Source organism: Pseudomonas sp. GW821-FHT02A08 (assembly GCF_059422045.1).
Genome location: NZ_JBWKWD010000023.1, coordinates 1 through 26,300, shown reverse-complemented (window position 1 = coordinate 26,300; position 26,300 = coordinate 1). Strand labels below are relative to the sequence as shown.

Annotated in this window: 30 protein-coding genes and 2 pseudogenes; 20 read left to right on the top strand and 12 right to left on the bottom strand. The window is 57.7% G+C overall.

The window, feature by feature from the left end; genetic code table 11:
* Window position 1: 1 nt before the first annotated feature.
* The 12 genes and pseudogenes from AC07W4_RS17185 to AC07W4_RS17130 form a co-directional block, all read left to right on the top strand.
* Complete coding sequence (locus AC07W4_RS17185; protein ID WP_008052244.1) at window positions 2-865, top strand: branched-chain amino acid ABC transporter permease; 864 nt, start codon at window positions 2-4, stop codon at window positions 863-865.
* A complete protein-coding gene (locus tag AC07W4_RS17180; protein WP_495033235.1) occupies window positions 865-1,896 on the top strand; it encodes a branched-chain amino acid ABC transporter permease in 1,032 nt (343 codons plus the stop codon). The genes AC07W4_RS17185 and AC07W4_RS17180 overlap by 1 nt, the downstream gene beginning before the upstream one ends.
* Window positions 1,897-2,313: 417 nt before the next feature.
* Window positions 2,314-3,243 carry a LysR family transcriptional regulator gene (locus AC07W4_RS17175; RefSeq protein ID WP_495033234.1) on the top strand — a complete coding sequence of 310 codons (930 nt, stop codon included), beginning with the start codon at window positions 2,314-2,316 and terminating at the stop codon, window positions 3,241-3,243.
* 246 nt (window positions 3,244-3,489) lie between these two features.
* Window positions 3,490-3,984, top strand: coding sequence for a cupin domain-containing protein (locus AC07W4_RS17170; protein WP_495033233.1), 495 nt, complete (start codon window positions 3,490-3,492; stop codon window positions 3,982-3,984).
* Between the two features lie 48 nt (window positions 3,985-4,032).
* Window positions 4,033-5,052 carry a hydroxyquinol 1,2-dioxygenase gene (locus AC07W4_RS17165; protein WP_104448232.1) on the top strand — a complete coding sequence of 340 codons (1,020 nt, stop codon included), beginning with the start codon at window positions 4,033-4,035 and terminating at the stop codon, window positions 5,050-5,052.
* A 93-nt stretch (window positions 5,053-5,145) separates the two neighbouring features.
* Window positions 5,146-6,609, top strand: coding sequence for an aldehyde dehydrogenase family protein (locus AC07W4_RS17160; RefSeq protein WP_495033232.1), 1,464 nt, complete (start codon window positions 5,146-5,148; stop codon window positions 6,607-6,609).
* Between the two features lie 8 nt (window positions 6,610-6,617).
* Entirely contained in the window at window positions 6,618-7,685 is a 1,068-nt protein-coding gene (locus tag AC07W4_RS17155; protein ID WP_495033231.1) for a maleylacetate reductase, read from the top strand.
* Window positions 7,686-7,722: 37 nt separating this feature from the next.
* Window positions 7,723-8,595: a dioxygenase family protein gene (locus tag AC07W4_RS17150; RefSeq protein WP_495033230.1), complete on the top strand. Its 873-nt coding sequence runs from the start codon at window positions 7,723-7,725 to the stop codon at window positions 8,593-8,595.
* Between the two features lie 3 nt (window positions 8,596-8,598).
* Window positions 8,599-8,916: a YciI family protein gene (locus AC07W4_RS17145; RefSeq protein ID WP_495033229.1), complete on the top strand. Its 318-nt coding sequence runs from the start codon at window positions 8,599-8,601 to the stop codon at window positions 8,914-8,916.
* Entirely contained in the window at window positions 8,913-9,266 is a 354-nt protein-coding gene (locus AC07W4_RS17140) for a Rieske (2Fe-2S) protein (RefSeq protein WP_495033228.1), read from the top strand. Before AC07W4_RS17145 ends, AC07W4_RS17140 begins: the two co-directional genes overlap by 4 nt.
* Window positions 9,267-9,333: 67 nt before the next feature.
* A complete protein-coding gene (locus AC07W4_RS17135; protein ID WP_008053573.1) occupies window positions 9,334-9,789 on the top strand; it encodes a YMGG-like glycine zipper-containing protein in 456 nt (151 codons plus the stop codon).
* Between the two features lie 138 nt (window positions 9,790-9,927).
* Window positions 9,928-10,179: pseudogene (locus tag AC07W4_RS17130) on the top strand (mechanosensitive ion channel family protein); the annotation flags it as partial.
* A gap of 81 nt (window positions 10,180-10,260) precedes the next feature.
* Here the strand turns inward: AC07W4_RS17130 and AC07W4_RS17125 are convergent.
* The 9 genes from AC07W4_RS17125 to AC07W4_RS17085 all read right to left on the bottom strand — a co-directional run bounded on the left by AC07W4_RS17125 (window position 10,261) and on the right by AC07W4_RS17085 (window position 18,066).
* Window positions 10,261-10,761 carry an outer membrane beta-barrel protein gene (locus AC07W4_RS17125; RefSeq protein ID WP_046037049.1) on the bottom strand — a complete coding sequence of 167 codons (501 nt, stop codon included), beginning with the start codon at window positions 10,759-10,761 and terminating at the stop codon, window positions 10,261-10,263.
* 70 nt (window positions 10,762-10,831) lie between these two features.
* Window positions 10,832-12,427: an EAL domain-containing protein gene (locus tag AC07W4_RS17120; RefSeq protein ID WP_495033227.1), complete on the bottom strand. Its 1,596-nt coding sequence runs from the start codon at window positions 12,425-12,427 to the stop codon at window positions 10,832-10,834.
* A 263-nt stretch (window positions 12,428-12,690) separates the two neighbouring features.
* Window positions 12,691-13,704, bottom strand: a complete 1,014-nt coding sequence (locus AC07W4_RS17115) for an AraC family transcriptional regulator (RefSeq protein WP_495033226.1) — start codon at window positions 13,702-13,704, stop codon at window positions 12,691-12,693.
* 127 nt (window positions 13,705-13,831) lie between these two features.
* The gene (locus AC07W4_RS17110; RefSeq protein ID WP_495033225.1) at window positions 13,832-14,164 is read right to left on the bottom strand and encodes a hypothetical protein; all 333 of its coding nucleotides are present in this window, start codon (window positions 14,162-14,164) and stop codon (window positions 13,832-13,834) included.
* Window positions 14,165-14,341: 177 nt separating this feature from the next.
* Window positions 14,342-14,632, bottom strand: coding sequence for a hypothetical protein (locus AC07W4_RS17105; RefSeq protein WP_032829909.1), 291 nt, complete (start codon window positions 14,630-14,632; stop codon window positions 14,342-14,344).
* Between the two features lie 192 nt (window positions 14,633-14,824).
* The gene (locus tag AC07W4_RS17100; RefSeq protein ID WP_008053583.1) at window positions 14,825-15,307 is read right to left on the bottom strand and encodes a hypothetical protein; all 483 of its coding nucleotides are present in this window, start codon (window positions 15,305-15,307) and stop codon (window positions 14,825-14,827) included.
* A complete protein-coding gene (locus AC07W4_RS17095) occupies window positions 15,304-16,125 on the bottom strand; it encodes a winged helix-turn-helix domain-containing protein (protein WP_495033224.1) in 822 nt (273 codons plus the stop codon). Before AC07W4_RS17095 ends, AC07W4_RS17100 begins: the two co-directional genes overlap by 4 nt.
* Window positions 16,126-16,808: 683 nt before the next feature.
* A complete protein-coding gene (locus tag AC07W4_RS17090) occupies window positions 16,809-17,273 on the bottom strand; it encodes a hypothetical protein (protein ID WP_495033223.1) in 465 nt (154 codons plus the stop codon).
* 112 nt (window positions 17,274-17,385) lie between these two features.
* Window positions 17,386-18,066, bottom strand: coding sequence for a DUF3313 domain-containing protein (locus tag AC07W4_RS17085; protein ID WP_495033222.1), 681 nt, complete (start codon window positions 18,064-18,066; stop codon window positions 17,386-17,388).
* Window positions 18,067-18,372: 306 nt separating this feature from the next.
* Between AC07W4_RS17085 and AC07W4_RS17080 the strand changes: the two genes are divergently transcribed.
* The 3 genes and pseudogenes from AC07W4_RS17080 to AC07W4_RS17070 form a co-directional block, all read left to right on the top strand.
* Entirely contained in the window at window positions 18,373-19,173 is an 801-nt protein-coding gene (locus AC07W4_RS17080; protein WP_050562117.1) for a hypothetical protein, read from the top strand.
* A 34-nt stretch (window positions 19,174-19,207) separates the two neighbouring features.
* Window positions 19,208-19,600 (top strand): GFA family protein, encoded by a 393-nt coding sequence (locus AC07W4_RS17075; protein ID WP_495033221.1) that lies wholly within the window; start codon window positions 19,208-19,210, stop codon window positions 19,598-19,600.
* An 8-nt stretch (window positions 19,601-19,608) separates the two neighbouring features.
* A pseudogene (locus AC07W4_RS17070) lies at window positions 19,609-19,830 on the top strand (cupin domain-containing protein); the annotation flags it as partial.
* 130 nt (window positions 19,831-19,960) lie between these two features.
* On the opposite strand, the gene AC07W4_RS17065 reads toward AC07W4_RS17070, so the two are convergent.
* A complete protein-coding gene (locus AC07W4_RS17065; protein ID WP_495033220.1) occupies window positions 19,961-20,632 on the bottom strand; it encodes an eCIS core domain-containing protein in 672 nt (223 codons plus the stop codon).
* A gap of 293 nt (window positions 20,633-20,925) precedes the next feature.
* On the opposite strand from AC07W4_RS17065, the gene AC07W4_RS17060 reads away from it, so the two are divergent.
* Window positions 20,926-21,351: a DUF2628 domain-containing protein gene (locus AC07W4_RS17060; RefSeq protein WP_495033219.1), complete on the top strand. Its 426-nt coding sequence runs from the start codon at window positions 20,926-20,928 to the stop codon at window positions 21,349-21,351.
* A 122-nt stretch (window positions 21,352-21,473) separates the two neighbouring features.
* On the top strand, window positions 21,474-21,809 hold the full coding sequence (locus AC07W4_RS17055) for a hypothetical protein (protein ID WP_495033218.1): 336 nt from the start codon (window positions 21,474-21,476) through the stop codon (window positions 21,807-21,809).
* Between the two features lie 33 nt (window positions 21,810-21,842).
* On the opposite strand, the gene AC07W4_RS17050 is transcribed toward AC07W4_RS17055, so the two are convergent.
* On the bottom strand, window positions 21,843-22,676 hold the full coding sequence (locus AC07W4_RS17050; protein WP_495033294.1) for a helix-turn-helix transcriptional regulator: 834 nt from the start codon (window positions 22,674-22,676) through the stop codon (window positions 21,843-21,845).
* Between the two features lie 96 nt (window positions 22,677-22,772).
* Here AC07W4_RS17050 and AC07W4_RS17045 point away from each other — a divergent pair, with 96 nt between their 5' ends.
* A complete protein-coding gene (locus AC07W4_RS17045; RefSeq protein WP_495033217.1) occupies window positions 22,773-23,729 on the top strand; it encodes a threonine dehydratase in 957 nt (318 codons plus the stop codon).
* Between the two features lie 111 nt (window positions 23,730-23,840).
* Entirely contained in the window at window positions 23,841-24,536 is a 696-nt protein-coding gene (locus tag AC07W4_RS17040) for a tRNA (adenine(22)-N(1))-methyltransferase (protein WP_495033216.1), read from the top strand.
* A 142-nt stretch (window positions 24,537-24,678) separates the two neighbouring features.
* Here the strand turns inward: AC07W4_RS17040 and AC07W4_RS17035 are convergent, their stop codons facing one another.
* Window positions 24,679-24,963, bottom strand: coding sequence for a hypothetical protein (locus tag AC07W4_RS17035; RefSeq protein ID WP_495033215.1), 285 nt, complete (start codon window positions 24,961-24,963; stop codon window positions 24,679-24,681).
* A 433-nt stretch (window positions 24,964-25,396) separates the two neighbouring features.
* On the opposite strand from AC07W4_RS17035, the gene AC07W4_RS17030 reads away from it, so the two are divergent.
* The gene (locus AC07W4_RS17030; protein WP_008053597.1) at window positions 25,397-26,047 is read left to right on the top strand and encodes a hypothetical protein; all 651 of its coding nucleotides are present in this window, start codon (window positions 25,397-25,399) and stop codon (window positions 26,045-26,047) included.
* The last annotated feature ends 253 nt before the right edge of the window (window positions 26,048-26,300 follow it).

Sequence of the window (26,300 nt, the reverse complement as noted above, 5' to 3'; positions counted from 1 at the left end):
GATGGAATGGCTCAATACTTTGCTTCAAGGCATGTTGCTCGGTGGCCTGTACGCGATGTTCGCTGTGGGGCTGTCGCTGATGTTCGGCATCATGCGTCTGGTCAACATCGCCCATGGCGACTTCATTGTGCTGGCGTCGTACCTGGCGCTGGTGGTGGTCAATCATCTGGGCTTCAGCCCGTTGGCGAGTCTGCTGATCGTGGTGCCTCTGATGTTCTGTTTCGGCTATCTGCTGCAACGGCTGTTACTCAACCGCACGCTGGGCACGGACATCCTGCCGCCGTTGCTGGTGACGTTCGGCCTGTCGATCATCGTGCAGAACGTGCTGCTGGAATTTTTCAGTGCCGACAGCCAAAAACTGGCTCAAGGCGACCTTGAAGTGGCCAGCGTCGGCATGGGCAGCCTGAGCGTCGGCGTGATGCCGCTGATCGTGTTCTGCAGTGCGTTGCTGATCATCGGCGGCCTGCAATTGCTGTTCTACAAAACATCGTTGGGCCGGGCGTTTCGCGCCACCTCTGATGACCAGCACACCGCACGGCTGATGGGCGTCAACAACGCGCACATTTTCGGCCTGGCCATGGCGCTGGCGATGGCCGTGGTATCGATTGCCGGCGTGTTCCTGGCGATCCGCACCAGTTTTGATCCCACGGTCGGGCCGGCGCGGCTGTTGTACGGCTTTGAAGCTGTGATCATCGGTGGCCTGGGCAGCCTGTGGGGCACGCTGGCCGGAGGGGTGATTCTCGGCGTTGCGCAAACCCTGGGGGCAAAAATCGATCCCGGCTGGCAAATCCTCGCCGGTCACCTTGTGTTTCTGCTGATCCTGGTCGTGCGTCCGCGTGGCCTGTTTCCCCGGAGTGTCGACTGATGAATGCCTTGAACAACCCCGCGCTCAGGTTTCGCGTACAACGCACGACCACCAGCAGCACCATAGGCCTGTCGTTGCTGGGCCTGTGCGTATTGATCTTGTTCAGTGCACCCTTGTGGGCCGACCGGGCGAGCCTGCGTCTGGTGGTGGAGTTCGCCTATTACCTGGCGTTGGCGCAAATGTGGAACCTGCTGGCGGGCTACGCCGGCATGGTCTCGGTAGGGCAGCAGGCCTTCGTCGGTCTGGGGGGCTATCTGCTGTTTATGCTGGCGAGCCAATTCGGTGTGCCGCCTTTGGTGGCGGTATTGCTTTCAGGCGTGTTGGTGGCGTTGCTGGCGATTCCCACGGCGCTGATCGTGTTTCGTCTGCGTGGCGCCTACTTCGCCATCGGTACCTGGGTGGTGGCGGAGGTCTTCCGTTTGGGCCTGGCGCAGATGAGCAGCCTGGGTGGCGGGTCGGGGCAAAGCCTGCCGGCGGCTATTGTGCGGCAGATCGGCAATGACCGGGACGGACGCGAAACGCTGATCTACTTCACTGCACTGGCCATCGCCATTGCCGCCGTGGCAGCCGTGTTTTTTCTGCTGCGCTCGCGTCAGGGCCTGGCGCTGGCATCGATTCGCGATTCCGAGCCGGCATCCGGCAGCCTCGGTGTGGATACGTTTCGCACCAAACTGATGGTCTACGTACTGGCCGCCGGTTGTACGGGCGTGGTTGGAGCGTTGATCTTCCTGCAAAAGCTGCGCATTTCTCCGGATGCGGCGTTCAACCTGCAGGACTGGACCGCTGTGGTGATCTTTATCGTGATCATTGGTGGCATCGGCACCCTGGAAGGCCCGTTGATCGGCACGCTGATTTACTTCGTATTGCGCGGTTGCCTGGCGCAGTACGGTGCGGTGTACATGATTATCCTCGGAGTGGTCGCGGTGGTGATGATGCTCAAGGCCCCGCAAGGGGTGTGGGGGCTGATCAGCGAACGCCTGGGCTGGCAGGTTTTCCCGATGCAGCGACGGTTATCTGTACAGCCTACCTGATAGACGGTGTTGTTTGGGTTAACGACTGCTGCGCAGCCGAACGCAGGCTGCGCCAGCTGCTACAAAAAGGGGGGATGCGACAACAATTGCTGGAGCGCATGGTAATCCGTAGCAGCTGGCGAAGCCTGCGTTTGCGGTTTATCTGTTAGACGGTGTTGTTTGGGTTTACGACTGCTGCGCAGCCGAACGCAGGCTGCGCCAGCTGCTACAAAAAGGGGGATGCGACAACAATTGCTGGAGCGCGTGGTAATCCGTAGCAGCTGGCGAAGCCTGCGTTTGTGGTTTACCTGTTAGACGGTGTTGTTTGGGTTTACGACTGCTGCGCAGCCGAACGCAGGCTGCGCCAGTTGCTACAAAAAAAATGCATTACGACAGCAACTGCTTAACTGACTGGCATCCTCCAGAGAACCTGCCCCCATGGATCGTTTACTCAGTGTCGAAGCCTTTGTGCGGGTTGCCGAAACCGGCAACTTTGCCAAGGCGGCCCAGCAACTGGGGGTGACCCGTTCGGTAATCACCCACCGTATCCAGCAACTGGAGCAATTCATCAACGCGCCGCTGTTCCACCGCAGCACGCGCCATGTGCGGCTTTCCGAAGTGGGCGAGACCTACTACAAGGAATGCGCCGACATGGTCGCCGGGTTCAACTCGCTGACCGAACACATGCGCGAACTGCGGGCCAAGCCCACCGGCAAGCTACGGGTGCAGATGCTGCCGGGTTTTGCCATTGGTCACTTCGGCCGCATGCTGGCCGAGTTCACGCGCTTGTACCCGGACATTGAAGTGGACGTGATCGTCAATGACCGGGTGGTGGACCCCATCGAAGAAGGCTTCGACGTGGCGTTCCAGATGTTCCCGCCCATGGCCGAAACCCTGATCGAGCGCAAGCTGTTCAGCGTGCGCCGATTGTTCTGCATGTCCCCGGATTACGCCAGCGAGTTCGGTGTACCGACCCATCCCCAGGAATTGTTGCAACACAAGATCGCCCTGTACGAAGGCTATCCGTCGCGCAACCGCTGGATCTTCACCCGCGACGACGAGCAAGTGGAGCTGAGCCTGCCGGGCCAGGTGCGCTCCAACTCCGTGCACTTGCTGCGCGATTACGCGCAGACCGGTGTGTGCATTGTCTGCCTGCCGACACTGGTGGCCAGTGATGACTTGCTCAGTGGCCGGCTGATTCCGGTGTTGCCGGATTACGCACTGTCCTCTTTCAATTTTTCGGCGGTGTATCCCGCCACCCAGCGCCGGGCCTTGAAAGTGCGTACGTTGATCGACTTTCTGGTGGACAACTTCGGCGATGAGCCATGCTGGGACAAGCCCCTGCTGGAGCGCGGCTGGGTGCGCTGAAAGGCAGGGCCCTGGCGAATACACTAAACCTGTGGGAGCGGGCTTGCTCGCGAAAGCGGTGTGTCAGTCGCCATCTGAGTCAACTGATAGATCTTGTTCGCGAGCAAGCCCGCTCCCACAAGTATTGCGCTGGTTTCAATGTTCGCGTTTCGCAAACACTGTTGTCGCCGGTCCTCTAATTGTTCGCCAAGGTGCTGCGACGTACTGTTGGCTCACTGTTACTACAACAACAAAACGGTGAAAACCATGAGTAGCGCTGCAATCGAAACGGTCTTCGGCTCGCTGGACAACTACACCAAAGGGTCGGTTGAAATCATCAGCGGCCAGGCCAGCCACTACGCCTTTTCCAACATTTTCGAAGTGGCCGATCTTTCCCGCCCTTATGAAAAAGTCGTGGTGGGTTTCAACCTCGGCTACGTCGTTGAATCCATCCGTGCCGAAGGCCAGTCGCCCTGGTACACCGCAGCACACGACGAATTCGTCATCGTCATGGACGGTGAGGTTCGCGTGGACTTCCTCAAGCTCGATGCGCCGTTGAAAGCCGGCGAGGGCACGCATCTGGCCGGTGACGTACCTGCCGGCAAACCGATGGGTTATGTGTTGCTCAAGCGCGGCCATCAGTGCCTGTTGCCGGTCGGCACCGCTTATCGCTTCGAAGCCAGCCGCCCGGGTGTGATCCTGCAGCAGACCATCAAAGGCCCGTTGTCGGTCGAGAAATGGGCCGACATCTGCTTCAAGTGATCTGCCACACCCGACCGCCCACCCCACAACAACAAGAGGAATTCCGCCATGGCCATGCTTGAAACCGCTGCCGACACCGCCCACCTTGCCGACGATGAAGTCCAGGCCAGCGCGCCCCATGCCGTCACCGGCTACCGCTCATTCAAACTCGGCGCCTTCGAGCTGTCGCGCGACGAGTATTTCGCCCGCATCACCTGGCCGGCCAAGGGCCAGACCCGCTCGCACCTGATTCCGGTCGACGCCTTCCTGCGCGCCATGATGCGCGACGTGGCCTGGGGCTTTTTCTATGGCTGGGTCAACTTTGACCAGGTCATCGGCACCCGCAATTACTACGGCAAGGTCGACCTGTACGCCGGCACCTTCAACGGCACGCTCAAGGCGGCCGGGGTCAATTACACCGAAAACTTCGAAACGCCACTGATCATGGCCACCTTCAAGGCCATCCTGCGCGACTGGACCAATGCCACCTTCGACCCCTTTGCCGCCCCGGAAGAAACCGGCAGCGCATTCGGTCGCAAGAACGGCAACAACATCGAAGCCATCGAGCGCTCGCGCATCGCCACCAAACGCATGCCGGGCCTGAAGGATGACTCGCCGCTACGTGACGACCTGCCGGTCAACCGCCAGTTCATCGATGTGCCGCAGGACGAACCGGAGGTCCACGCCGCCGAAGGCTTCGAAGGCGAACTGCATGCCTTCAACCTGTTCAAGTACCTGTCGCGCTCCGACGTGACCTGGAACCCGTCGGTGACCTCGGTGTGCAAGGCCAGCCTGTTCTGTCCGACCACCGAGGAGTTCATCCTGCCGGTATTCCACGGCAACGACCGCATCGAGTGGTTCTTGCAGATGTCCGACGAAATCATCTGGGACGTCGGCGACAAGGACGACGGCAATCCCCGTGCGCGCATCACCATGCGTGCCGGCGACATCTGCGCCATGCCCGCGGACATCCGTCACCAGGGCTACTCGACCAAACGCTCGATGCTGATGGTCTGGGAAAACGCCACGCCAAACCTGCCGCAACGCTACGAAAGCGGTGAGCTCAAGCCGTATCCAATCGAGTTCTAGGACCTCGCGTCCGGCCCGGCCCAGCGCCGGGCAAAGCGCTCAGGAACCACTTCGTCAAACACTGCGCCAGCCGCGCGGTGCGAGGAAACCATTATGCAAAATCAGCTCTATATTGATGGCCGCTTCGTGGATGCCGTCGGCGGCGGCACCATCGACGTCGTGTCGCCCCATGACGGTTCGTTGATCACCCGCATCGCAGCAGCCGAAGCTGCTGACATCGACCTCGCCGTGGCCGCCGCCAAGCGCGCCTTCCCGGCCTGGTCGGCGCTGGGCGCCGCCGAACGCGGACGCCTGTTGCTCAAACTGGCGGACAGGATCGAAGCGTGCGGTGAAGAACTGGCGCAGCTCGAATCCCTCAATACCGGGCACCCGATCCGCGATTCCCGTGGCCTCGACGTACCGCGCACGGCGGCGTGCTTCCGTTATTTCGGCGGCATGGCCGACAAGATCGAAGGTTCGGTGATTCCGGTCGAAGCGGGGTTCCTCAACTACGTGCAACGCAAGCCGATTGGCGTGGTGGGGCAGATCGTGCCGTGGAACTTCCCGCTGATGTTCACCAGCTGGAAAATGGGCCCGGCGCTGGCGGCGGGCAACACCATCGTGATCAAGCCTTCGGAAATCACTCCGTTGTCGACTTTGCGCATTGTCGAGCTGATGACCGAAGTCGGCTTCCCCAAGGGCGTGGTCAACGTGGTGCCGGGCTACGGCCATACCGCCGGGCAAGCGCTGGCCGAACACCTCGACGTGGGCAAGATTGCCTTTACCGGTTCGACCGCCACGGGGCGTCGGATCGTCGAAGCCTCCAAAAGCAACCTCAAGCGCATCCAGCTGGAACTGGGCGGCAAGGGCGCGAACATCGTGTTTGAGGACGCCAACCTGGACGCAGCGGTCAACGGCGCGGCGTGGGCGATCTTTCACAACCAGGGCCAGGCCTGCATCGCCGGTTCGCGGCTGATTCTGCACAAAGACATCGCTGATCAATTCCTTGAGCGTTTCATTGCGTTGGCCAAGTCCATTCGCCTGGGCGACCCGCTGGACCCGGACACCGAAATGGGGCCACTGACTTCGGCGTTGCACCGCGACCGAGTGATGGCGTACATCGACATCGCCATCGAGCAGGGCGGCAAGGTCTTGGCCGGCGGCAAGGCACCGGACGATAAAGCGTTCGCCAATGGATTTTATGTCGAGCCGACAGTGATCGAGGCCAGGCCCGGTGACCGTGTTTGCCAGGAGGAAGTCTTCGGCCCGTTTGTGACCGTGGTGCGCTTTGGCACTGACGAAGAAGCCCTGGCCATCGCCAACAGCAGCGAATACGGATTAGGCAGCGGCCTGTGGACGCAGAACCTGAGCCGCGCACACAAAATGGCCGACGCGATTTATGCGGGCATGTGCTGGATCAACTGCTACAAACGGGTCAACCCCGGCAGTCCGTTTGGCGGTGTCGGTCAGTCCGGCTATGGCCGGGAAATGGGCTTCGAAGCGATCCACGACTACACCGAAGCCCGTTCGGTCTGGGTCAATGTCGACGCCAACATCCCGCCGTATTACAAGCGTTGAGGCCTGCCATGAATCCTTTTGTTTACCAAAGCCTGCCGACCCGTGTGGTGTTCGGCTGGGGCAAGCTCTCGGCGCTGGCCGAGGAAATTGAACGGCTGGATGCGCGGCGTGCGTTGATCCTGACCACACCGGAACAGCACGGGCTCGGCGAAAAGGTCGCGGCGTTGCTCGGTGATCGTGCCGCCGGTGTCTATCCAAAGGCCGTGATGCACGTCCCGCTGGAAGTGGCGCAAGCGGCGCGCGTCGAGGCGGCGCGACTGGACGCCGATTGCTGCGTGGCCATCGGCGGTGGCTCGACCATCGGCCTGGGCAAGGCGATTGCGATGGATTCCGGCCTGCCCATCGTGGCGGTGCCGACCACCTACGCCGGTTCCGAGATGACGCCGATCTATGGCTTGACCGAAAACCGCCTGAAAAAAACCGGACGTGATATTCGGGTTTTACCCAAGACCGTGATCTACGACCCGCAATTGACCCTGACCCTGCCAGCGCACATATCGGCCTGTTCGGGCATGAATGCCATGGCCCACGCGGTCGAGGCGCTGTACGCCCAGGACGCCAACCCGATCATCGGCTTCATGGCCGAAGAGTCGATTCGCTCGCTAGCGCAGGCCTTGCCGGGCGTTGTCAGCAATCCCGATGACCCCCAGGCGCGTAGCCAGGCGTTGTATGGCGCGTGGCTGGCGGGCATTTGCCTGGGTTCGGTCGGCATGGCCTTGCACCACAAACTCTGTCACACCTTGGGTGGCACGTTCAATTTACCCCATGCCCAGGCGCACGCTATCGTCTTGCCCCACGCCGCGCATTACAACCGCGAAGCAGCGGCCGGGCCTTTGCTACGGGCCGCCCGCGCATTGGGTGGGAGCGAAGCGAGTGAGGTCGGTGCCTTGTTGTACGCGCTGAACCAGAAACTGGGCATCCCACTGGCCCTGGCGGACATCGGCTTTCCGGCAAACGGCCCGGCCGAAGCTGCGCAAATCGCTTGTGCCAGCCCTTACTACAACCCGCGGCCGTTCGAGCAAGGCCCGATTGAGGCGTTGTTGAACCGTGCCCTGACAGGTCAGGCCCCAGCCTGATCTGCCGGCCACTTTTATCCTCGTCGGAATAACAACAATGACCGATCAAGACAAAGCCATAGAGTCACTGATCTCCCAACAGGCGGTGAACAGCTTCAACGACGCGCCCAACGCGCGTTACAAACAGATCATGCAAAGCCTGGTGCGCCACCTGCATGGGTTTGTCAGCGAGGTCGAGTTGACCGAACAGGAGTGGTTTGAAGGCATTGGCTTTCTGACCGATACCGGGCACAAATGTGATGGCCTGGTGCGTCAGGAATTCATTCTGCTGTCGGACACCCTTGGCGTTTCGATGCTGGTCGACGCGATCAACCATCGCCACAGCGCAATGGCCACCGAAACCACGGTGTTTGGGCCGTTCTACATCGATGGCATGCCGGATCGCGAGTTCGGCGAAAACATGGCCTTCACGCCCGGGGAAACGGCGCTGGTACGCGGACGCGTGGTCGACATTCATGGCAATGCCTTGGCCGGCGCGGTGCTGGACGTGTGGCAGACCGCCGACAACGGCATGTATTCCGGACAAGACACCGAACAGCCTTTCGGCAACTTGCGCGGGCGCTATCGCACCGACGCGGATGGCTGCTTTGCGATTCGCACCATTGTCCCGGTGGCCTATCCGATACCGACCGATGGCCCGGTAGGGCGCATGCTCGATGCCGCCAACCGCCACGCGTGGCGGCCCGCGCATCTGCACTTCATGATCGAGGTGCCGGGCTATCGCAAACTGGTGACGCACCTGTTCAACCACGATGATCCGTATCTGCAATCCGATGCAGTGTTTGGGGTGAAACAGTCGTTGCAGGTGATTTACGAAGACTTGACCTGCCACGACGATGTGTCCGCCAGGCTGGGTATGGACGTGCCGTTCAAGCGTGCGTGTTATGAATTTGTCATGGAATGTGCGTGAATCATGGGTCAGTTCTTTGCGGTGTTTGCCACTGATCACTCGGACTGCCAGGCGCTGCGCCAGCGTCTGCGGCCCAGTCACCAGGCGCATTTGCGTGCGACCGGGGATCATCGGGTGGTCGTACGCCTCGGCGGCCCGATCCTTGATGATGCCGGCGCGGCGATGACGGGGACGTTGCTGGTCATCGAGGCGGGCAGCCTGCCGGAGGTGGAGGCGTTCATGCGCGACGATCCCTATGTCCGGGCGGGACTGTTCGCCAGCCTGCAGATTCGCCCCTGGCACTGGAGCCTGGGCAATCCGGAACTGCGCGGTTTTCCATGACCAGCATTTCCTTGTGCCGACTGGACGACATCGCCGACGGCGGGGCGTTGGGATTGCCACAGCACCAGCAACTGCATCCCGCCGGGCTGGTGGCGGTGCGTCAGGGCGAACAGGTGTGGGTGTACATCAACCGCTGCCCGCATTTCTCGGTGCCGCTGGACTTCAATCCGCAGCAGTTCTGCACCTGGCGCGGCAAGGTCCTGATGTGCGCCCATCACAGCGCGATGTTTCGTTACGACGACGGGCACTGCATCGACGGCCCGTGTAAAGGCGCGCAACTGGAGGCCGTGCCGGTACGTTGGATCGCAGACCAACTGGTCATGGAGATTGAACTCACCGCCGGTCAGTAACCGGGTGGCTGATGGGGGCTGATCTAAACTCCTGTTGGGGGTGAACCAGGTTCATCCGGAGGTCATCATGAAAAAACTGTCACCTATCAGTCTGTGTCTCGCCTTGTCGGTTTTGAGCGCCCCGGGATGGGCGCAAACGGTGGTGCCGATGAAAGGGCAAAGTTCGCAACAAACCCAGGCCGACATCAACGAATGCAACAGCATCGCCGCCAGCCAAAGCACCTCGACGGCTTCCACGCCTTCCGGCGGGCGGATCAAGGGCGCTGCTGCCGGGGCTGCCGCTGGCGCGGTTGGGGCCCAGGTGCGCGGCAATCAACGTGACGAGGTCTATGATCGTGTCGACGATGACACGAAACAGGACTATCGCCAGAACCGCGCCAAGGAGACGGCGGCAGCCGGTGCCGTGGTCGGTGCGTCACGTCAGCGCCAGGAACGCCGGGAGCAATCGAAAACCACGCAGGCGAACACCACGTCGGCTTACACCAGCTGTTTGCAGGGCAAGGGTTACCAGGTCAATCCTTGAATCAGGTACTGAACACCCTGTAACTGCAGGAGCGAGCTCGCTCGCGATGGTCGTCAACGATAACGCGGGTTGGCAGGTGCCCCGCGGTGCTCTCCGGTTTATCGCGAGCAGGCTCGCTCCTACAGATGGCATTGGCCGCAGGTGTTTCAGACGGCGTTGTCGAATTTCTACCCCGAGTACCGGTTGGTGGCCCAGGCCATCCCCAGTCAGCCTCGGCCACGGGCGGTGCTGCTGAGCATGCTGCACGCCAACATCCAGGATGTGTTCAACGAGTACGGCGTACAGATCATGTCGCCGCACTATCTGGGTGATCCGCAACAGGAAAAATGGGTGCCCAGGGACAAGTGGTACATGGCGCCGGCGCAGGAATCGAAGGAGACGTTGAAGTAATGGCGGGGGGCTGACAGGGCGAGGACGCGCATTGCGGCAAGTGCGATGAGCGACCGGGGCGGTCGCTCAGTTGTAGCGGTGTCAGAAAAGCATATAGGCGGATGCGGTCGTCTGATTCAGGTCGATCTCTCCGACCTCCAGGACTTCGTATTCAGCGCGCAGGCCGATATTGCGAAACACATCGACCTCCAGGCCGACACCGTAGGTCAGGTCAACCCCGGTATCGTCGTCGGTGGCATTGCCGTCGGCGTCCCAGGCGTGAGCACCGACACTGCCGAACACCCGCATCCGATCGCCCAATGGAAAGCCCACATGGGCGGCAGCCTGGGCCGACTTGCCTTCGAAATCGACATTCTTGTCCTTGAATTGACCCAGGTCGACGTAGGCACCCTCGAAGGCCAGGTAACTATTGACGCGATACCCGGCATAAACCTTGTAGCTGGTGTCGTCGTCGTCCAGTCTGGATTCGTCGGTCTGTATGCTGCTTACGCCGGCTCCAAGATATAAACCTTTGTCATCGGCGAGCGCTTGAAAAGACAGCAGCGATAGCAGTGAAGCGAAGCCAAGGTTTCGAAGTAGCATGTGTGGTGGAGTCCTTGTACAGGTTTGTCTGGTGTTAGGGTTCGGCGAGCATTTGAGGGGCCGTGAGGGGTTAATAGAAGTCATTGATTGATATTTTTGAGTCATAGGGCGGGATGTTTGCCGGGCATTGAAAGTAGCGTCTTGCCAACGCTTGAATGGGCAGCGCTTTGGAGAACAGCCAGCCTTGCGCCAGTAGAACCCCCTCCGAAACCAGATGCGGCAGTTGCTCCTGAGTCTCCACACCTTCGGCCACGACCTTGAGTCTCAGCGACTTGGCCAACTGGGCAATATGGCGCCACAAGGCGTCCTTGGCCGCGATCTTGTCGTCTGCGATGAATGAGCGATCTATTTTCAGAATGTCGAATGGCACTGAATCGAGGAGCGAGAGGTTGGAGTAGCCGATACCGAAGTCGTCCACGGCAATGCGGTGTCCGCACGCACGAAGCCGTCGCAATTGCTGGGCGGCAGGCTTTTGGTCGAGCAGGGTCCTTTCGGTGATTTCAAAGGCCATGGCGGACACAGGCATGTTGTAGGTGGCCAGCACGTCGGCCACATAGTCCGGGAAGCTCGGGTCCTGAATATCCTGGGCGCAAAGATTGACCGTAATGTAGAAGTCCTTGCAGGCCCAGAGATAGGTGCTGTAATCCTCCGCCACTTGTCGAATCACCGAGCGCGTAAGTTTGCGGATCAAGTCAGACTTCTCCGCCACCGGGATGAAAACATCCGCAGGCACTTGGGTGCCGTTGTCGTTCCAGTGGGAAAGTGATTCGGCGCCCACCAGATAGCCCGTCGTCAAGTTGACGATTGGCTGATAGTGAACCCCCAGGGTGTTGGCTTTCAGGGCATTGCGCAGCCGTACAGCGGTAGAGGTGTAATGTCGTTGAATACACCTTGCGAGCAAGAGCAGCGCGGCGAACACGCACGCAAGGCCAATGAATAATTTGAATTTGAGACTTGTCAGGTAACTCAACGGAAGAGAAACGACAGAGATCAGTTCATTTCGGTTGCCCGCAAAGGCGATCAGGGCCTTGTCTGCCGAGATAACCAGTTCTTCCAGGTGGAAGGGCTTGCGCATCATCAACGGCCTGGGACCCGTAGAGGCAATGGGCACTGCGCCGCCGGGGCCGATGAGGTCCAGTTGCAAGTCCTCGGGAAACTTCAGATTGTCGAGCAGGATTTTCTTGTTTGCCCAGACATAGGTTGACTGTTCCGACACAATGATAAAGTCGGTGTCCGCGGAAACTGTGTGGCCGGAATCCACCCAGTAGGTTCGCTTGCCAACGGAGAACTTGCGTTTGTCGTTACCGGTCAGTATCGACGGGAGTTCTTGTCCGTAGGAGGAACAGATCTTGCCGTTGGGCAACTCGATTGCCGCTTGATCGACGAATCGCAGGTTCTTGACCAGGTCAGCCAGTTGCGAGTATTGCTCGGCGGAGCACGCTTGACCCGAACGATCAAGATCGCCGAGGGTTTTCAGTACTTTGTCGATCTGCGCATTGGGCTCCACTTGTGCTGCGCGCAGATCGACATAAACGTTATTCAACTTCCGTGCAGTGAATGACTCCGCCAGTCCACCAGCGCAGAGCCATGCGGCCCAGCCCGCTGCAGCAATCAGACAGACAGTGACTGCGTGCCTTCCAAGTAACGCTTTAAATGCGGCAACCATCGATAAACCCCGAGGTATCATTATTTCACTGTGCTTCCTGTAGTCGCGGTTTAAGCGTCTTCAGTACGAGTCAATTACCCAGGCCAATAAGATGCCGCTTGCATAGACTGCAATGCACAGTGCGATCTTCTGCTTGAGTGGCAGTGTGTTTATTCGATGATGCATGCTTATCTCCTTGAGTAGGCAAATAAGCAATTCTGGATAGCTGTTGTTAATCAAGGAAAATCATTAATCATCATTTACAGGGCTTTGATAAAGGCCTGTTAGCGATGATTTCTATCGCCAGCGACCTGATTGTAAACGGGAGAGGTCATGTTCCTGGGTCTGGCTGAATTGCGCCTGGCCGTTTCCGACGGCGTCTCTCCGTAAGCGATCTGATACGCCTTGGAGAACCGGCCCAGATGGTGAAAGTTCCAGAACATCGCGGTTTCTGTGACGGTGGGCCAGGTTTTATTGATCAGATCGCGACGGGCACTTGCGAGTCTCAAATTTCTGATATAGGCGATTGGCGATATCCCGAACGTTTCAATAAAGCCAAAATGCAGGGTGCGCGTGGTGGTTTCAAGTTGTCTTACGAGCGACTTTATAGTGAGCGTTTTTTTTGTGTTTTCATGGATGTACTGGATGGCTTCTATCGCCACCTTTCTTCTTGTCGGGACTTTGCGGCTGACACCGCCTGCGGGCGTCAACGACTGCAACAGAGAAGCGAGTACCGCACTTTCAATCACCGAACCCTCTGCTTCGCTGCGTTGTGCTGAAGCAGCGTCATTGATGTCGTCACAGCAAGCGCTGATGGCTTGAATGGCCGATTGTATGAATTGAAAGTTTTCAGCCTGGAAGCTGTGTTGTGTCCGGTTTGCAAGAATATCCATGACAGGGTGATGTTGGCGGCACCGGTTATAGTTTTCCAGTGTCGTGGTGATGGTGAACAGTGTTTCATTCGGTTCGCAGGTGTAATGCACCGATTCATCGCTGTGCAGTACGATGACTTCGTCAGGTCGTAGTTTGTGATTATTTACGACGGGGCGCCCAATCGGGACCTGGGAGATGGCGAATGTCACGCATCCGGCAGGGACAGAACTGACCAGGGTTACGGATGAGTCGAACTCAAGGCGACTGCACTGCAGTTGCGGACTGTGAAAGAGTTTGTGTTGCCGAATGCGCGCTTCATGCTCGGTCGGAATAAGGCTCATTTCCCATTTGCCTATTGTTCTATTCAGTTGGCTCGGCAAGGCAGAAGACAAATGAAAGATCTCGTCGGGCGGTGCGATACTCATGAAATTGAAGGCTCATCTGTTAAATGATTAAGGTCAAGCCTGACGGGCAGTCATGGAGAAGATACGCGATCGGGCGTTCATTCTGTCGGTGAGTTCGACCCCGTTTCCATTGGCTTTGAACGGGTTGTCAGAGTCCCCGGATCAGTTCCAGTTCTGCCGAAAATGCGTACTTGCTGTCCGACGGTGAGTCATCCAGGCGTTGAATGTTGCGCGGATCGATTTTCGAACTGAAAATCTGCGATTGGGGTTTCATCGGGTCAATGGCTGCTGCCGTGAAGGAATAAAAGTCGTCAATACGATAACCGGTTTTTACCTGATAGCCAGTTTTCACGGTGCTTGGGACCTTCTTGTTGGTTTCGACATTCGTCAATTTGGCACTGTAGACGCCCTTGTCGTCGGCCATGGCCTTGAGGGAAAGCAATAAACCAAACGACACGGTGACGAAGTTTTTCAGTAGCATCGAGGCGATTCCTTATTAACAGTTTATTCAGGCAGAGCAGAATGTCAGCTTCATCTCTGCCACGACTTGGGCTGCAAACAATCTCACTTCGATGGTGCCTGCCAAAGTCAATAACTCATATTTTCCAGGTCACCGGAGGAGGCCAGTCAACGTTTTCCCCTGCGAATACAGCGCTCCTCAAAGTAGTATGAGCCTGTTGGCGTAGCTCATGCCGGTATCACTTTGTGGTGGGGCAGGGAGAGCAGAATCACTGTTCTGCTCGTCCGTATGATACTCATTCTCACTTTGAATCTTCAGATGCGACAGTTTCTGGCTGTCATCCGGGCTTGTTTCAATTTCATAATATTCAATGGTCGTGCTTTCGACGGAGCGCTCGTCGTGCGCCAACGAATAAAGTGGCATGGCAGACAGAAAAAAGACCGTCATGAATCCGAAAGTCGTCGACTTGTGGGTTCGCAGGAAATGCATGGTTTTCACTTGATTCTCCTGTATAGGGCATTGTCCCGGGCGAGAATCAAGCAGGCTCGATTCCAAGGATTATCGGCGAGGGATTTTTGTCAGGAGAGACGTTTGATTCAAATCAATAAGTATTATTTTTGTTTGAAAATTCTTTGATGTGAACCTGGACCAGGCGGGTGTCGAGTCGCTGCGGGAGGCTGATTAATGGTTCATGCAGCGCAAGCGACCAAGTTCATGGATGTAAAAACACACGGCGTTTTTATCCTGGGTCGGGATCAACTCGTAGTTTAGAATGGCGCCTTCTTGCAAGACATACTGACGCCTGAAGAACAGGTCAGGGGTCTTTTCAATGGCAAAAAGTTCATTGTCCTGGCTGAGCTTGATATTGCTGACCTTGATCTCGACGTGTGTATTGTTTTCTCCGATTATATTCGCCGAGATGGTCGCGTTGCGGATTTTTCCATTCAGGCTTTCCAGTGTGGTCCCCGTGAGTCGACCATGCCCGATAGTGAGGTACTCTTCGGTGTTGAGTTGGTTGAGATCCTCCAGCCATTGTCGGGATTTTGTCTGGTAGCTGGTATTTTCCATGTAGTGCGAAGGTGAATAGACAAAAGAGAAAATGCACAGTGCATTGATCAAGCCTATAAGAGGCCAGTGAGCGGCTTGCGGAATTCCGAACTTCATAAGGTGACTTCCAGACATTGACGAATCATCAAGGCGAGGTCTCTTTCGCTGCTGTTCAACTGCAGATTTACAGTGCTTTGATCCTGGCGGATGCACGAAACGGAATAATTGGCTTTATACAGGTTGATCCAGACCTGGCCCTTCAGGTTTGGCGGTAGCTGTTCAGTTTGTTTGACTGACAGATCCATCAGCGCTTGAGCCTCGGCAAGATCGCTGCCCACGGCGTGTATGACCAGTCCATTCTTGTCGATACTGGAAATTTCAATTTTTGGCGCGTCGAAGTCGAATTGAAAAATAGTAAAGGCAACGACTGCCAACGTAACAAAATAACCGACCAGTTGGGCCTTTGTAATGCGGGTGGAATTACTGGTTTTCCCTGGAGGGGCCAGTTGCTCATCACCACTCGGTGGCGGTAGTTGCTCAATGATGGGCGCGGGTGGTTGCGCTGTTTCTACTGGGGGTGTCGGTATATCTGCTTGCGCATCGACGACACATTGCCGGTTGAAGCAATATCCTCGTCGAGGAACAGTCATCAAGATCTCGTGATCCCGACTGTCATTGAGAATATTGCGCAGTGAGAAAACCGTTTGATTCAAACTGCCGGAGGCAACCACGCGGTCATTCCAGGTGTAGTCAATGATTTCATCGCGGCTTTTAGTGACACCTGGCTCCATGAGCAGCAGGTCCAGCAGACGCGACTCAGCTCTACCTAGCGTGGAATTCTGTACATCTCCATGGGGTGTTGTAATGGAAAGCATGGCGCTCTCGGGGTCGAATACCGCCATGGCGCCATTTTTCAACTTGAAGGTGTAGCTCATAGAAATCTTCCGTTCAGGCGGTGTTGGCCTGAGTATAGGGGCCGGATTTGGCTCGGTACATTCTGGTCTGGGAAGTGAACGAAGATGAGGGCCAGGCGGAAGGTGCACTGCGTGTCGCATTTACAATGCCGGACTGTCTCGTTTCAGAGGCGTGCGGTTCGGCAAACAGCCCGGCCTGCCAAAGGTATCAGTTCAATCAAACAAAGAAAAAGCATTGCTGGATGACCCATGGTTTTCGATTTGGACACCATGAATAATGCTTGGAATGGATTAACTGCGCTATCCGAAAACTGCAAGCTCGGGCAGGCGGGTTTGCGCGCAGCCAAGCCTGAATGAACTAATTTCGTTGTGCCGACAGTCTTCAAATTCAGCCTGAACTATCAAGATACAAATCAATGATTGTATTTTTGCGCACTTGGCTTGCTAAAGATTATTTTTGATTCTTATTAGCTTTGAGCCGGGGGCGTTACCGACTTAAATGGCTCTCGAGGAGCGTTGACGCACATCGCGTTCATGATTTGTTTGTCGCGGCGTAAACGATCCTCACCTCTCGTTCTACGGCTTTGCCCCGGGTCCTTTCATGAAGGGCCCGGGGCTTTTTTTGAGCGGACGAAGTTGGCCAGAAGCCAGGGCGCGAGCAAAACGACAAGGACATAAACACGTCATGCCATTGTCGTCGCCGATCAAGGCAAGACATCGTAGCCACGTTGTTGCAGGCAGCTGCTGTAGACGGAGTTGTTGGCGGTGATGTCTTGTTCGCTCTCATTCATATTCTGCCGGCGATCCTGACGTTGCCTGGAGCCCCCCACGACGGCGCCGGCAACCGCGGCACTGTGTGCGCGGTTCTGGCGATAGTCTTGCTGGGTATCGTCGTCAATCTGGTCATAGAGGTTTTCATGTTGGCGGCCGCGAACTTCTGCCGCGGTCGCACCGGCTACCGCGGCGGTTGCGGCGCCCTTGACCCGACCACCGGAAGGCACGGTGCTTTGCACCGGATGTTGCGCGTTGGCCTGGGATTGGCAGGCACTGGTGTCCTGCTGGATGGTCTGGGAGGTCTGGCCTTTGAGGGGAATCACTGTTGCAGCCAGGGCGCTGGTGCTCAGCAACAGCATCAGTATCGCCAGAGTTTGGGCCGGAATTTTCATCATTGAGTCTCGCGTCAGGCGTTGGTACGGCTAACGGTTTGTCAGAGGGAAAGCGCGGCGGGGTATCACATTGAAACCCCATGCCGGTCTGCTTGCGATGGGGTTTACCTGAACGTCAACGCTTGAGGAGGAGGGCCTCCATATCGTCTGTCATGCCTTTGAGTGCAACCTTGAAGTCATTGGCAACAATCGGCTGTTCGGCATTCTTGATGGTCTCGCCGAATACCTTGCGCACGATCTTCGCGACCGGCATACCGGTCTTGGCGTCGATCAGGTTGGCTTCGATGTACATCTCGGCGGTCTGGTCCCGATGCCCGGTGGCTGCTTGTGTCGCCCCGACAATGGCCCCGATTGGAACAGCCTCATACCAGTGCATGCCTTCGTTGTTGGCGCTGACGTGAGTGATCGCTGCCTGCAGGATCAGTGACCGCGAATCGGTCGGCGCCAGCTGCGGATAAGGGATGATCGCATAGCGACGGGCAAAGGCGGTCTTGACGCTGTTGCTGGTCATCAATTGCAGGTCTTGCAGGGTCTTCAGGCTGACGCGCGCGGTCGGCTGCGGCGATGGATACAGCTCCACCTGCCGGAACACCACCGTGGAATACGCGCGAGGATCGAACCCTGGCGATACCCAGCGCAATACTTTCTGCTCACTCGGCGTAGTTTGCTCCTCCAGGCCCTGGTAATTGCCCAGGAAGCCCGAGTATTGCTCTTGCTGCGCGACTTTCGAGACACAGCCGACCTGAAATACACAGCTCAAAGCAATACCCGCAATCCATTTATTCGACATGCCCATGTTTTTGGTTCTCAAGTGATGAAAGTTGTCATTCAGGTTCCGACCTGGCCCCGGGCATTGGTCCGCACGCCTTGTTTTCAGGCACTGATACTTGCCGGTCGGTTACGCAAAGCAGGTGCTTGCACGCCGGACAATGCGGGCCGAATGCTGCCCGTAGTTGCGGGATAATCCGAATCAATAACTCTCAAAAACTGTCAAACACGGGGCCGGTAAAATTGCACATCGATCACTGTTGCCTACGCTAACCCTTAGCAATGCCGGCTTTGGCGTCTACAGGTGAGTGAAATGGATTTGAGAGAACAATGGATGGGTACCGCGTCGACATTCTTCGTTGCGTTGGGCTTCATCCCGATGGCTCAGGCCGATGATTCGGCAGAATTGGCAAAGAAAGCCCTCAACCCGGTAGCGGCGATGTACAGCCTGCCGGTGCAGTACAACTGGGACCAGAAAATGGGGCCTACCGGGGAGGGCATGCACAGCGTCACCAATATCCAGCCTGTGCTGCCGTTCGCCTTGAACGAAGACTGGAACCTCATTTCCCGGACCATTCTACCGATCATCGACCAGCACGGCCTGGCCCCCGATGGCGCGGCGGACAAATCCGGCACCGGCGATATCACCCAGAGTTTTTTCTTCTCGCCGACCAAACCCACGGAAAGTGGCTGGATACTCGGTGGCGGCCCGGCGTTGCTGATACCGACCGGCAGTGATGAATTGCTCGGCAGCGAGCAATGGGGACTGGGCCCGACGGCGGTGGCGTTGAAACAGTCCAATGGCTGGACCCGAGGCATTCTGGCCAACCATATCTGGGGCCTGGACGATAGCCCGCCGGACGACAAGGAAAAGGTCAACCAGACCTTCCTGCAACCCTTCCTCTCGTACACCACTCATACGTACACGACCTACGGGGTAAACACCGAGTCGACCTACAATTGGCAATCGCGCGAATGGTCGGTACCGGTCAACCTGACGGTCACCCAACTGCTGAGGATCGGCGGTCAACCGCTGACGGTGCAGGCCGGCCCGCGCTATTGGCTCGACAGCCCGGAGGACGGCCCGCAAGGCTGGGGCTTTCGCGCCGCCGTGACGTTCCTGTTTCCACGCTGATACGCCGTTTCGCACGGCCTGGAGGAGGCACCCCATGGACCGATTCACCGGCGGTTGTTTGTGCGGCAAGGTGCGCCTTGTCGCGTCGGGGCGCCCGTTCCGGGTTGGCGTTTGTCACTGCCTCGACTGCCGCAAACATCATGGGGCGCTGTTCCACGCGTCCGCGATATTTCATCAGGATGCCGTGACGATCGAAGGTGAAACCCATGACTACGCCGGGCGGCATTTCTGTCCGTTGTGTGGTTCCTCGGTGTTTTCACGCAGCGCAGACGAAATCGAAGTGAACCTCGGATCCCTGGATACCCCTGACCAGCTGACGCCAACCTACGAAATCTGGACTGTGCGACGAGAGGCCTGGTTGCCGGCGTTCGCGCTCACCCGACACTACGAGCGCGATCGAGCGCGCGCGGGGCGTTTAGAGGACTGACGGGCACCGAGGTAAGGGCTGGCGAACTCGTTCTGCTTCCTCGCAACGACGTACATTCTTTTGGCAGCGACCTGGGTATTGCGCCCATGCCGGCGAGGGACGTCATCCAGCCGCCAGAATTCGGCGCCATTTCACGGATCAAGTACGGCGGGAGCGGTGAGGCCACGCAGTTGCTGTGCGGATTCCTTGGTTATCAAACACCCTTCAGTCCGCTGCTTTCTTCGCTGCCCGAAGCCGCGTTCAGTCGCGCATTCAAACGCCAGTTCGGCACATCCACCGGCACCTGGCGCAGACAATCAGCGTGAGAGGGGGGCGGTGCCAGCTTTCCATGGTTACCTGACCAGGCTTGACCCTTTGAACTCAGGGAAGTCGAGTCGATTCTGCCCGAGCCTGGCTGGCTCGCAGCGTTCTGGAGACCTGGGCTTGAATCTCGTAGGCAGGCGCCTCGACGGCTTCGTAGTCACGGGTATAACGAGTGGCAAACTCGCGATCACCCCATTGCTGGTACTGCTGCACGTGCTTCAACTCGTGCGCCCACAGCGCGACATCGTTCAGTGCATCCTCGGGATTTCGAAAGACGATGATGTCTATCAGGGTGACCGCACGTACATCGGGATTCTGCAGCATGGTGTGTGCGGCGTTCAGCTCCACATCATCGCCGACCTTGTAGCGCGCCGAATCGAGCACTTGAATGTCATACCAGGGTTCGAGCTGGGCCCGGATATTCAACGGGATTGGCCGGATATCGCCCGTTGCCGCGGAGTTGCGCGATTGCACAATCCAGTTCTGCAATCCAGAGGCCGCCATCTTGTTCATGTCGTCGAAGATCGTTCCAGCTTCCTCTTCGGAACCAGGGGCACAAAAACAAGCGACCATGCAGATCTGGGACTGGCCGGCCGGGCAGGCGAAAACCGAGGACGAGGTGCCTGCGCAAAGGAGCACGATCGCTAACCGGAAAACTTGACGCAAAAATACAGCTGACAATCGGTTCTCCAAAGGGCAATGGCGGTCGGCAGGCGATACGTTGGGCATCTTGCGCCCATTGTCCTGCCGCGTGTTGGACCGCAACGACACCGTTCGATTCCCTGGGTTCCAGAGTATTTTCAACATCGCCTGAAAGGCCGTGCCTGGCCGACAGCGGCACGTTTACGCTGTTAACTGTAACGGGTGTTTAATAAAATCGCTTTGGCGTGGGAACTTTACTTCGCAAATCGCCTCCATAGGCTGTCCTGGTGGCCACTCGACATGCCTGCCTCGCCAGGCATGGAGCAACACCAAGGAAATCCGGAAGCAACACACCATTCAGGGACTAAAGGACTTATCGAATGAACACTACAGATCAAGTGCAAGGCAGCAGCAAGTACAGCGCAAAATGGCAGGCGCGTTTTGCCTTCTTCGATGCTCACGGTGCGCCCAATGCACCGGGTTACAAACCGGCACTGCAGCAACTTCCCCTGAAACAGAAGATGAGCATCAACGCAAACATCATTGCGTTCTTCTTCGGGCCGATTTACCTGTTTGTGCTGGGACTTTGGAAAAAGAACCTGACGCTGATTGCGATCATGGTTGCCATTTCCTTCGCTCTGGACGCTGTATTCGCACTGGTCGACTTTGGCTTCGCCAAGCAGGTCAACTTTGCCGTGGGCTTCGCTTTCAATCTGCTTTATGCCCTCTCGACCAACTACGCCTACTACCTCAAGGAACAAAAGGGCGAACAGGGATGGAACCCGTTTAAAGGCATGCGCTGGTAAGCAATTCTGAAAATACAGCTACAGGGTCATGACAGAACATGTCCCTGTCGTTGTGTTCTGACCGAATGCGCTTTCTTTATGCGCGCTTTCACCTACTTGATTGACCCCTCATGACACTGACAATGTTCGTCTTTTTCTTTCAGTCCATTGCCGGGGGCATTGCTACTTGTATCGTGATGCCCAGCCCCGGCGTTATCCCGCCATCTACCAGGAACATCGACCATCCCTCCAAACCATGGCGAATCTTTTATAGGGTCATGGCCATCTGCATGTGCAACCTGGGAGCGGTTGTGATGATCATGATTCCATTGGCCGAACTCGACAATAATTTCGCTGGCAATGACCTGTCGAACGTTACTCGCGCATTGCTGCTGCTGGTCCTGCCAACACCCTTGCTCCTCGTCCTCTACTGGCTGTTTGCTAAGGCCGCGCGCAAGCGGGCCAGGGATTGCAGGTAAGGCTGTCTCATGAGGCGGCGAAAAAGCCGGCTGTTAGCCAGACGCTAACGTAACCCCCAAAGACTGACGCAACTGCGCCGGACTCACGCCAAGGCGTTGCTTGAAGGTGGTCGCCATGTGCGCCTGGGAGTTGAAACCGCAGGCGTAGGCGATCTCCGTCAGGGTGGCGGTCGGATTGCGCATCAGCGCGCGGGCCTTGGCGAGGCGTCGGTCGATCAGATAACTGTGGGGGCTTTTGCCGGTGGCGTTTTTGAAGGCCCGCATGAAATACCCTTCGGACAATCCAAGCAGGCCCGCCATCGCCGGTACGCTCATTGGGCCTTCGAGGCCTGCATCAATGAACTCATCGAGCAAGCGCATCCGGCTGCCGGTTATCGCGCCATGGGCTGCTGTCGACACCGCTTCGCTACCGGTCGCCCGCTCGGACAATGCCAGTGCCCAGACTTCCCAATCATCCTCCATGGAGGGCAGCAATAGCGCTGCGCGCATTCGCCAGGCGAGGGCAGTGGCCTGCTGGTCGATACGATTGTTGAAGGCACGATCCCCCTCCAACGCCATACCGTCGGTGCGAATCACCCGCAGGTATTCACCGCCCTGGGGTGATTCGGACAACACGTCACATCCGGCGGGGACGAACGCCAGGCCGTTGGGCACGGCATCGAAGGGGCGTATGCGGTCACTGCCGATGGCGTGCAGGCCTCGCTGGCTGTCAAAGGCAAAGCCGATTCCCGCCTGGGTCGCGACATAGCGGGTCGCGTAGGCGCAACCGGGGAGCAATTCGATCGTCCAGGGACCGGCCTCGATACGACGGACCGGTTCGGACAGCAGTGGTGGCGGCGGGCGGTTTCGATGACTCATGGACACCATAGTAGTGAAGAGAGGGGACAAAAGTCAGGTCGGTTTTTTGAAAGCCGCAATACGGCGCCGTTGTTCAGACTGGGCAAAATCTCAGGGGGACCACCCATGCACAGACTGACTCGCGACGATATCGAACAGGCCGCTCGCCAGGTTTACCAGGTCATGCCCGCCACCGCCCAGTACCCTTGGCCCTTGCTGGCTCAACGGTTGGGTTGCACGGTGTGGGTCAAGCACGAAAATCACACGCCTACCGGTGCTTTCAAAGTGCGCGGCGGGATCACGTTCATGCACTGGCTTAAACGCGAGCACCCAGGCGCGAAGGGCATTGTCAGCGCTACCCGCGGCAACCATGGCCAGAGCCTGGCACTGGCGGCTCGCACACTGGGTCTGCAGGCGTTGATCGTCGTGCCGCAAGGCAACTCGGTAGAAAAGAACAACGCCATGCGCGGCTTTGGCGCTGAAGTGGTCGAGTATGGCCGGGATTTCGATGAGGCCCGTGAAGAGGCTGCCCGCCTGGCGCAGGCGCATGACCTGTTCCTGGTTCCGCCGTTTCACACCGAACTGGTCAAAGGTGTCGCCACTTATGCGCTGGAGCTGTTCAACGCCGCGCCGGACCTGGACACCGTTTATGTACCGATTGGCTGTGGATCGGGGATTTGCGGGGTAATCGCCGCCCGCGATGCGCTGGGTCTGCAAACCGAGGTGGTTGGCGTGGTTTCCACGCAGGCCGCGGCCGCACAGTTGTCGTTTGACGCTGGCGTGATATGCGAAACCGCCTCGGCCAACACTTTTGCCGACGGCCTGGCCGTGCGCAAGCCGATTCCAGAAGCCTTTGCCGTCTACGCGGCGGGTGCGGCGCGGATCGTATCGGTCAGCGATGACCAGATCGCCGAAGCCATGCGTGTGTATTACACCGATACCCATAACCTTGCCGAAGGGGCCGGTGCGTCGGCGTTGGCAGCGCTCATCTCGGAGGGTGAAGCCATGTCGGGAAAAAGGGTGGGGGTGATTCTGTCCGGTGGCAACGTCGACAGGTCGGTGTATGCGCGAGTGATTGCGTAAAGGGGGCCATGACCCTGGTCACATAAATTTGAAATGCACGGCATTGCTCGACAGAATCACGCCCCGATCCGGCCAAAGGCGCCGGACGTTCGTGGTGAAAAGGGGCCGCAGTTGAACGAACAGACATTGTCCATGCGCCTGGAGCGCGTGGCGGCACATGTGCCAGCCGGTGCGCGCCTGGCCGATATCGGCTCGGATCACGGCTACCTGCCGGTGGCGCTGATTCGCCGTGGCGCCATTGTGGCGGCGGTGGCCGGCGAGGTGGCGTTGACGCCGTTCCACGCGGCCAACCGCACCGTGCGCGAGAACGGCCTGGACTCGCAGGTCACCGTGCGCCTGGCCAATGGCCTGGCGGCAATCGAACCGGGAGACGGGATCACGGCGGTCAGCCTCTGCGGCATGGGCGGCGAAACCATCCGCGACATCCTCGACAGCGGCAAGGCGTACCTGAGCGGTCAGGAGCGCCTGATCCTGCAACCCAACGGCGGCGAGCAGCCATTGCGCCAATGGCTGATGGACAATGGCTACCGCATCCTCTGCGAGGAAGTGCTGCGGGAAAATCGTTTCGACTACGAAATCATCGTCGCCGAGCGCTCCGGACCGGTGATCTACACCGCCCAAGAGCTGTACTTCGGTCCGTTGCAGATGCAGGCCCGCACTCCAGCGTTCCTGGTCAAGTGGCAGCGCAAGTTGCGCCAGAAACACAAGACCCTGAGCCACTTCGCCCGGGCGCAGCAGGCCGTGCCCGAGGAGACGGTGCAGGACATCGCGCGGCAGGCCCGGTGGATTACCGAGTTGTTGGCTTGAGCCAGGTCCGGGATGTGTACGTGTCTGCCCTTACGCGGGCGATGGATCGACCTTTTTCCCGGACCCATTGCCTTTTGCCTGACGGGCGCTGCGACGCAGTTCCTGTGGCTGCCTGACGGCGACGGATACGGGAGCGCGCTGGTCAGTTTCCGCTACATCGCCAACGGCCTGATGACCACCGATGAGGTCGTGAAAAAACTGGAAGGGCGCTGATCATAGATACGCCCTGATTTTCCACGGTTATCAGCGCGGCATGGTCTTTCGCAATTTGATTGGCGTAGGCGATGGAGAACTTGCCGACGGCCTGGTCGAAAACGTCCAGCGGGCCCGTTTTCGCAAATTTGCGCAGGTCTTCGTGGTAAGAAATTTCGCCGTTGATCGGGTCTGGAGACAAAAATTCAGCGAAATAGCGATTTTTTTTCGGCATACGACCAGAAACGATTCAGCGGCGTAGCAACGCGGGTTTCAGCCAAAGAGGCAGGCGTCCCCAGGTCCTGGAAACAGTACCGTTTGTCGATGTTTTTGTTCAAAAATTGAACGATCGGGATATGCTGGGCTCTGATTTTCCAGCAGGCGGATCCTTCGGGACGCGCTGCACTCACTAGAAAAATGGACGTATACCTCATCTGCATTGAATGGAATGCGCATGGGGATTTTTTTTACCTGAGACCTGGAGTGATAGTATGCCGTCATCACTGACTCGCTGGGCGAGTCGCTCTCTCTTGTAATACCAAATTATTTAGTTGCTTCAATCTTTGCCAACTTGACCTTGCAGGTGCGAATAAATAATTCGCCTGCCTGGGGCATGGTCAATTTGCACTGCTGCTATAAGTGGAGATGTAGTTTTGGATATTAATACAATGATTGGCCTGATCGGCCAGAAAGAATCCATGGAGTTTTTGCGTTTAGGTGTTGTGTACGTTCATCTGTTGGCGTGCTGCGTGGCCATTGGCCTGGTGTTTGCGAGCGATGCCGCCATGGTCAAGGATCTATTGAAAGGTCGCGTGTCGTCGGGTCACGATAATGAACATATGGCCAGTCTGCAGAAGTCTGTTGCCAATGCGTTGATATTCTTGTGGGTGACGGGCGCTGCGATTATAGGTATTGATTACCTTGATAAAGGCATGACCTATTTTGCCAATCCGAAACTTCAAGCAAAAGTTATTATTGTATTGTTGCTGACGTTCAACGGCATGTTGTTGCACCGTTATGTATTGCCTGCAATGTTGAAGGCCGGTTCTTTGCTTGATCTTCAGGTCAATGTACGAATGTTTGCCCTGTTCTCTGGCGCACTGTCGGGCGTGTCCTGGTTGTATGCCGCCATGCTTGGTGTCGGTCGACCGCTGGCCTGGAAGTATTCGCTGACCGAGTTGCTGATGGCCTATCCGGTGTTGATCGTGCTCGGCTTTGCGATGATGGTGGCGTTGACCCAGTGGGCGCGTAAGCGCAACGAAGCAACGCCGGTTCAGGAATCTACCTGGATGTTTGCGGGAATTCCTGCGCTGCGCTGAGCTGACGAGAATCCGGGAAAGGACGGTTGAAATCGTCTGAACCGCTCAAACATCAAACCCCCTCCTTGTGAGGGGGTTTTTTGTGCGCGTGGGTATCAGGAAGTCAAAGAAACCGGCTCATATGGCTAATGCCAGTCAGTTAAGCGGTAATGCGATCTGTAGCAGCTGCCGAGCCTGCGAGGCTGCGTTCGGCTGCATAGCAGTCGTGAGTCCGGCTGACGCGGTCTGCCTGACGTACCGCGATTACTGGTTT

Bases quoted from the DNA above. Each gene is read 5' to 3' on its own strand.
- AC07W4_RS17185 (WP_008052244.1), top strand. From the start codon at position 2: ATGGAATGGCTCAATACTTTGCTTCAAGGCATGTTGCTCGGTGGCCTG.
- AC07W4_RS17180 (WP_495033235.1), top strand. From the start codon at position 865: ATGAATGCCTTGAACAACCCCGCGCTCAGGTTTCGCGTACAACGCACG.
- AC07W4_RS17175 (WP_495033234.1), top strand. From the start codon at position 2,314: ATGGATCGTTTACTCAGTGTCGAAGCCTTTGTGCGGGTTGCCGAAACC.
- AC07W4_RS17170 (WP_495033233.1), top strand. From the start codon at position 3,490: ATGAGTAGCGCTGCAATCGAAACGGTCTTCGGCTCGCTGGACAACTAC.
- AC07W4_RS17165 (WP_104448232.1), top strand. From the start codon at position 4,033: ATGGCCATGCTTGAAACCGCTGCCGACACCGCCCACCTTGCCGACGAT.
- AC07W4_RS17160 (WP_495033232.1), top strand. From the start codon at position 5,146: ATGCAAAATCAGCTCTATATTGATGGCCGCTTCGTGGATGCCGTCGGC.
- AC07W4_RS17155 (WP_495033231.1), top strand. From the start codon at position 6,618: ATGAATCCTTTTGTTTACCAAAGCCTGCCGACCCGTGTGGTGTTCGGC.
- AC07W4_RS17150 (WP_495033230.1), top strand. From the start codon at position 7,723: ATGACCGATCAAGACAAAGCCATAGAGTCACTGATCTCCCAACAGGCG.
- AC07W4_RS17145 (WP_495033229.1), top strand. From the start codon at position 8,599: ATGGGTCAGTTCTTTGCGGTGTTTGCCACTGATCACTCGGACTGCCAG.
- AC07W4_RS17140 (WP_495033228.1), top strand. From the start codon at position 8,913: ATGACCAGCATTTCCTTGTGCCGACTGGACGACATCGCCGACGGCGGG.
- AC07W4_RS17135 (WP_008053573.1), top strand. From the start codon at position 9,334: ATGAAAAAACTGTCACCTATCAGTCTGTGTCTCGCCTTGTCGGTTTTG.
- AC07W4_RS17125 (WP_046037049.1), bottom strand. From the start codon at position 10,761: ATGCTACTTCGAAACCTTGGCTTCGCTTCACTGCTATCGCTGCTGTCT.
- AC07W4_RS17120 (WP_495033227.1), bottom strand. From the start codon at position 12,427: ATGGTTGCCGCATTTAAAGCGTTACTTGGAAGGCACGCAGTCACTGTC.
- AC07W4_RS17115 (WP_495033226.1), bottom strand. From the start codon at position 13,704: ATGAGTATCGCACCGCCCGACGAGATCTTTCATTTGTCTTCTGCCTTG.
- AC07W4_RS17110 (WP_495033225.1), bottom strand. From the start codon at position 14,164: ATGCTACTGAAAAACTTCGTCACCGTGTCGTTTGGTTTATTGCTTTCC.
- AC07W4_RS17105 (WP_032829909.1), bottom strand. From the start codon at position 14,632: ATGCATTTCCTGCGAACCCACAAGTCGACGACTTTCGGATTCATGACG.
- AC07W4_RS17100 (WP_008053583.1), bottom strand. From the start codon at position 15,307: ATGAAGTTCGGAATTCCGCAAGCCGCTCACTGGCCTCTTATAGGCTTG.
- AC07W4_RS17095 (WP_495033224.1), bottom strand. From the start codon at position 16,125: ATGAGCTACACCTTCAAGTTGAAAAATGGCGCCATGGCGGTATTCGAC.
- AC07W4_RS17090 (WP_495033223.1), bottom strand. From the start codon at position 17,273: ATGATGAAAATTCCGGCCCAAACTCTGGCGATACTGATGCTGTTGCTG.
- AC07W4_RS17085 (WP_495033222.1), bottom strand. From the start codon at position 18,066: ATGGGCATGTCGAATAAATGGATTGCGGGTATTGCTTTGAGCTGTGTA.
- AC07W4_RS17080 (WP_050562117.1), top strand. From the start codon at position 18,373: ATGGGTACCGCGTCGACATTCTTCGTTGCGTTGGGCTTCATCCCGATG.
- AC07W4_RS17075 (WP_495033221.1), top strand. From the start codon at position 19,208: ATGGACCGATTCACCGGCGGTTGTTTGTGCGGCAAGGTGCGCCTTGTC.
- AC07W4_RS17065 (WP_495033220.1), bottom strand. From the start codon at position 20,632: ATGCCCAACGTATCGCCTGCCGACCGCCATTGCCCTTTGGAGAACCGA.
- AC07W4_RS17060 (WP_495033219.1), top strand. From the start codon at position 20,926: ATGAACACTACAGATCAAGTGCAAGGCAGCAGCAAGTACAGCGCAAAA.
- AC07W4_RS17055 (WP_495033218.1), top strand. From the start codon at position 21,474: ATGTTCGTCTTTTTCTTTCAGTCCATTGCCGGGGGCATTGCTACTTGT.
- AC07W4_RS17050 (WP_495033294.1), bottom strand. From the start codon at position 22,676: ATGGTGTCCATGAGTCATCGAAACCGCCCGCCGCCACCACTGCTGTCC.
- AC07W4_RS17045 (WP_495033217.1), top strand. From the start codon at position 22,773: ATGCACAGACTGACTCGCGACGATATCGAACAGGCCGCTCGCCAGGTT.
- AC07W4_RS17035 (WP_495033215.1), bottom strand. From the start codon at position 24,963: ATGCCGAAAAAAAATCGCTATTTCGCTGAATTTTTGTCTCCAGACCCG.
- AC07W4_RS17030 (WP_008053597.1), top strand. From the start codon at position 25,397: ATGATTGGCCTGATCGGCCAGAAAGAATCCATGGAGTTTTTGCGTTTA.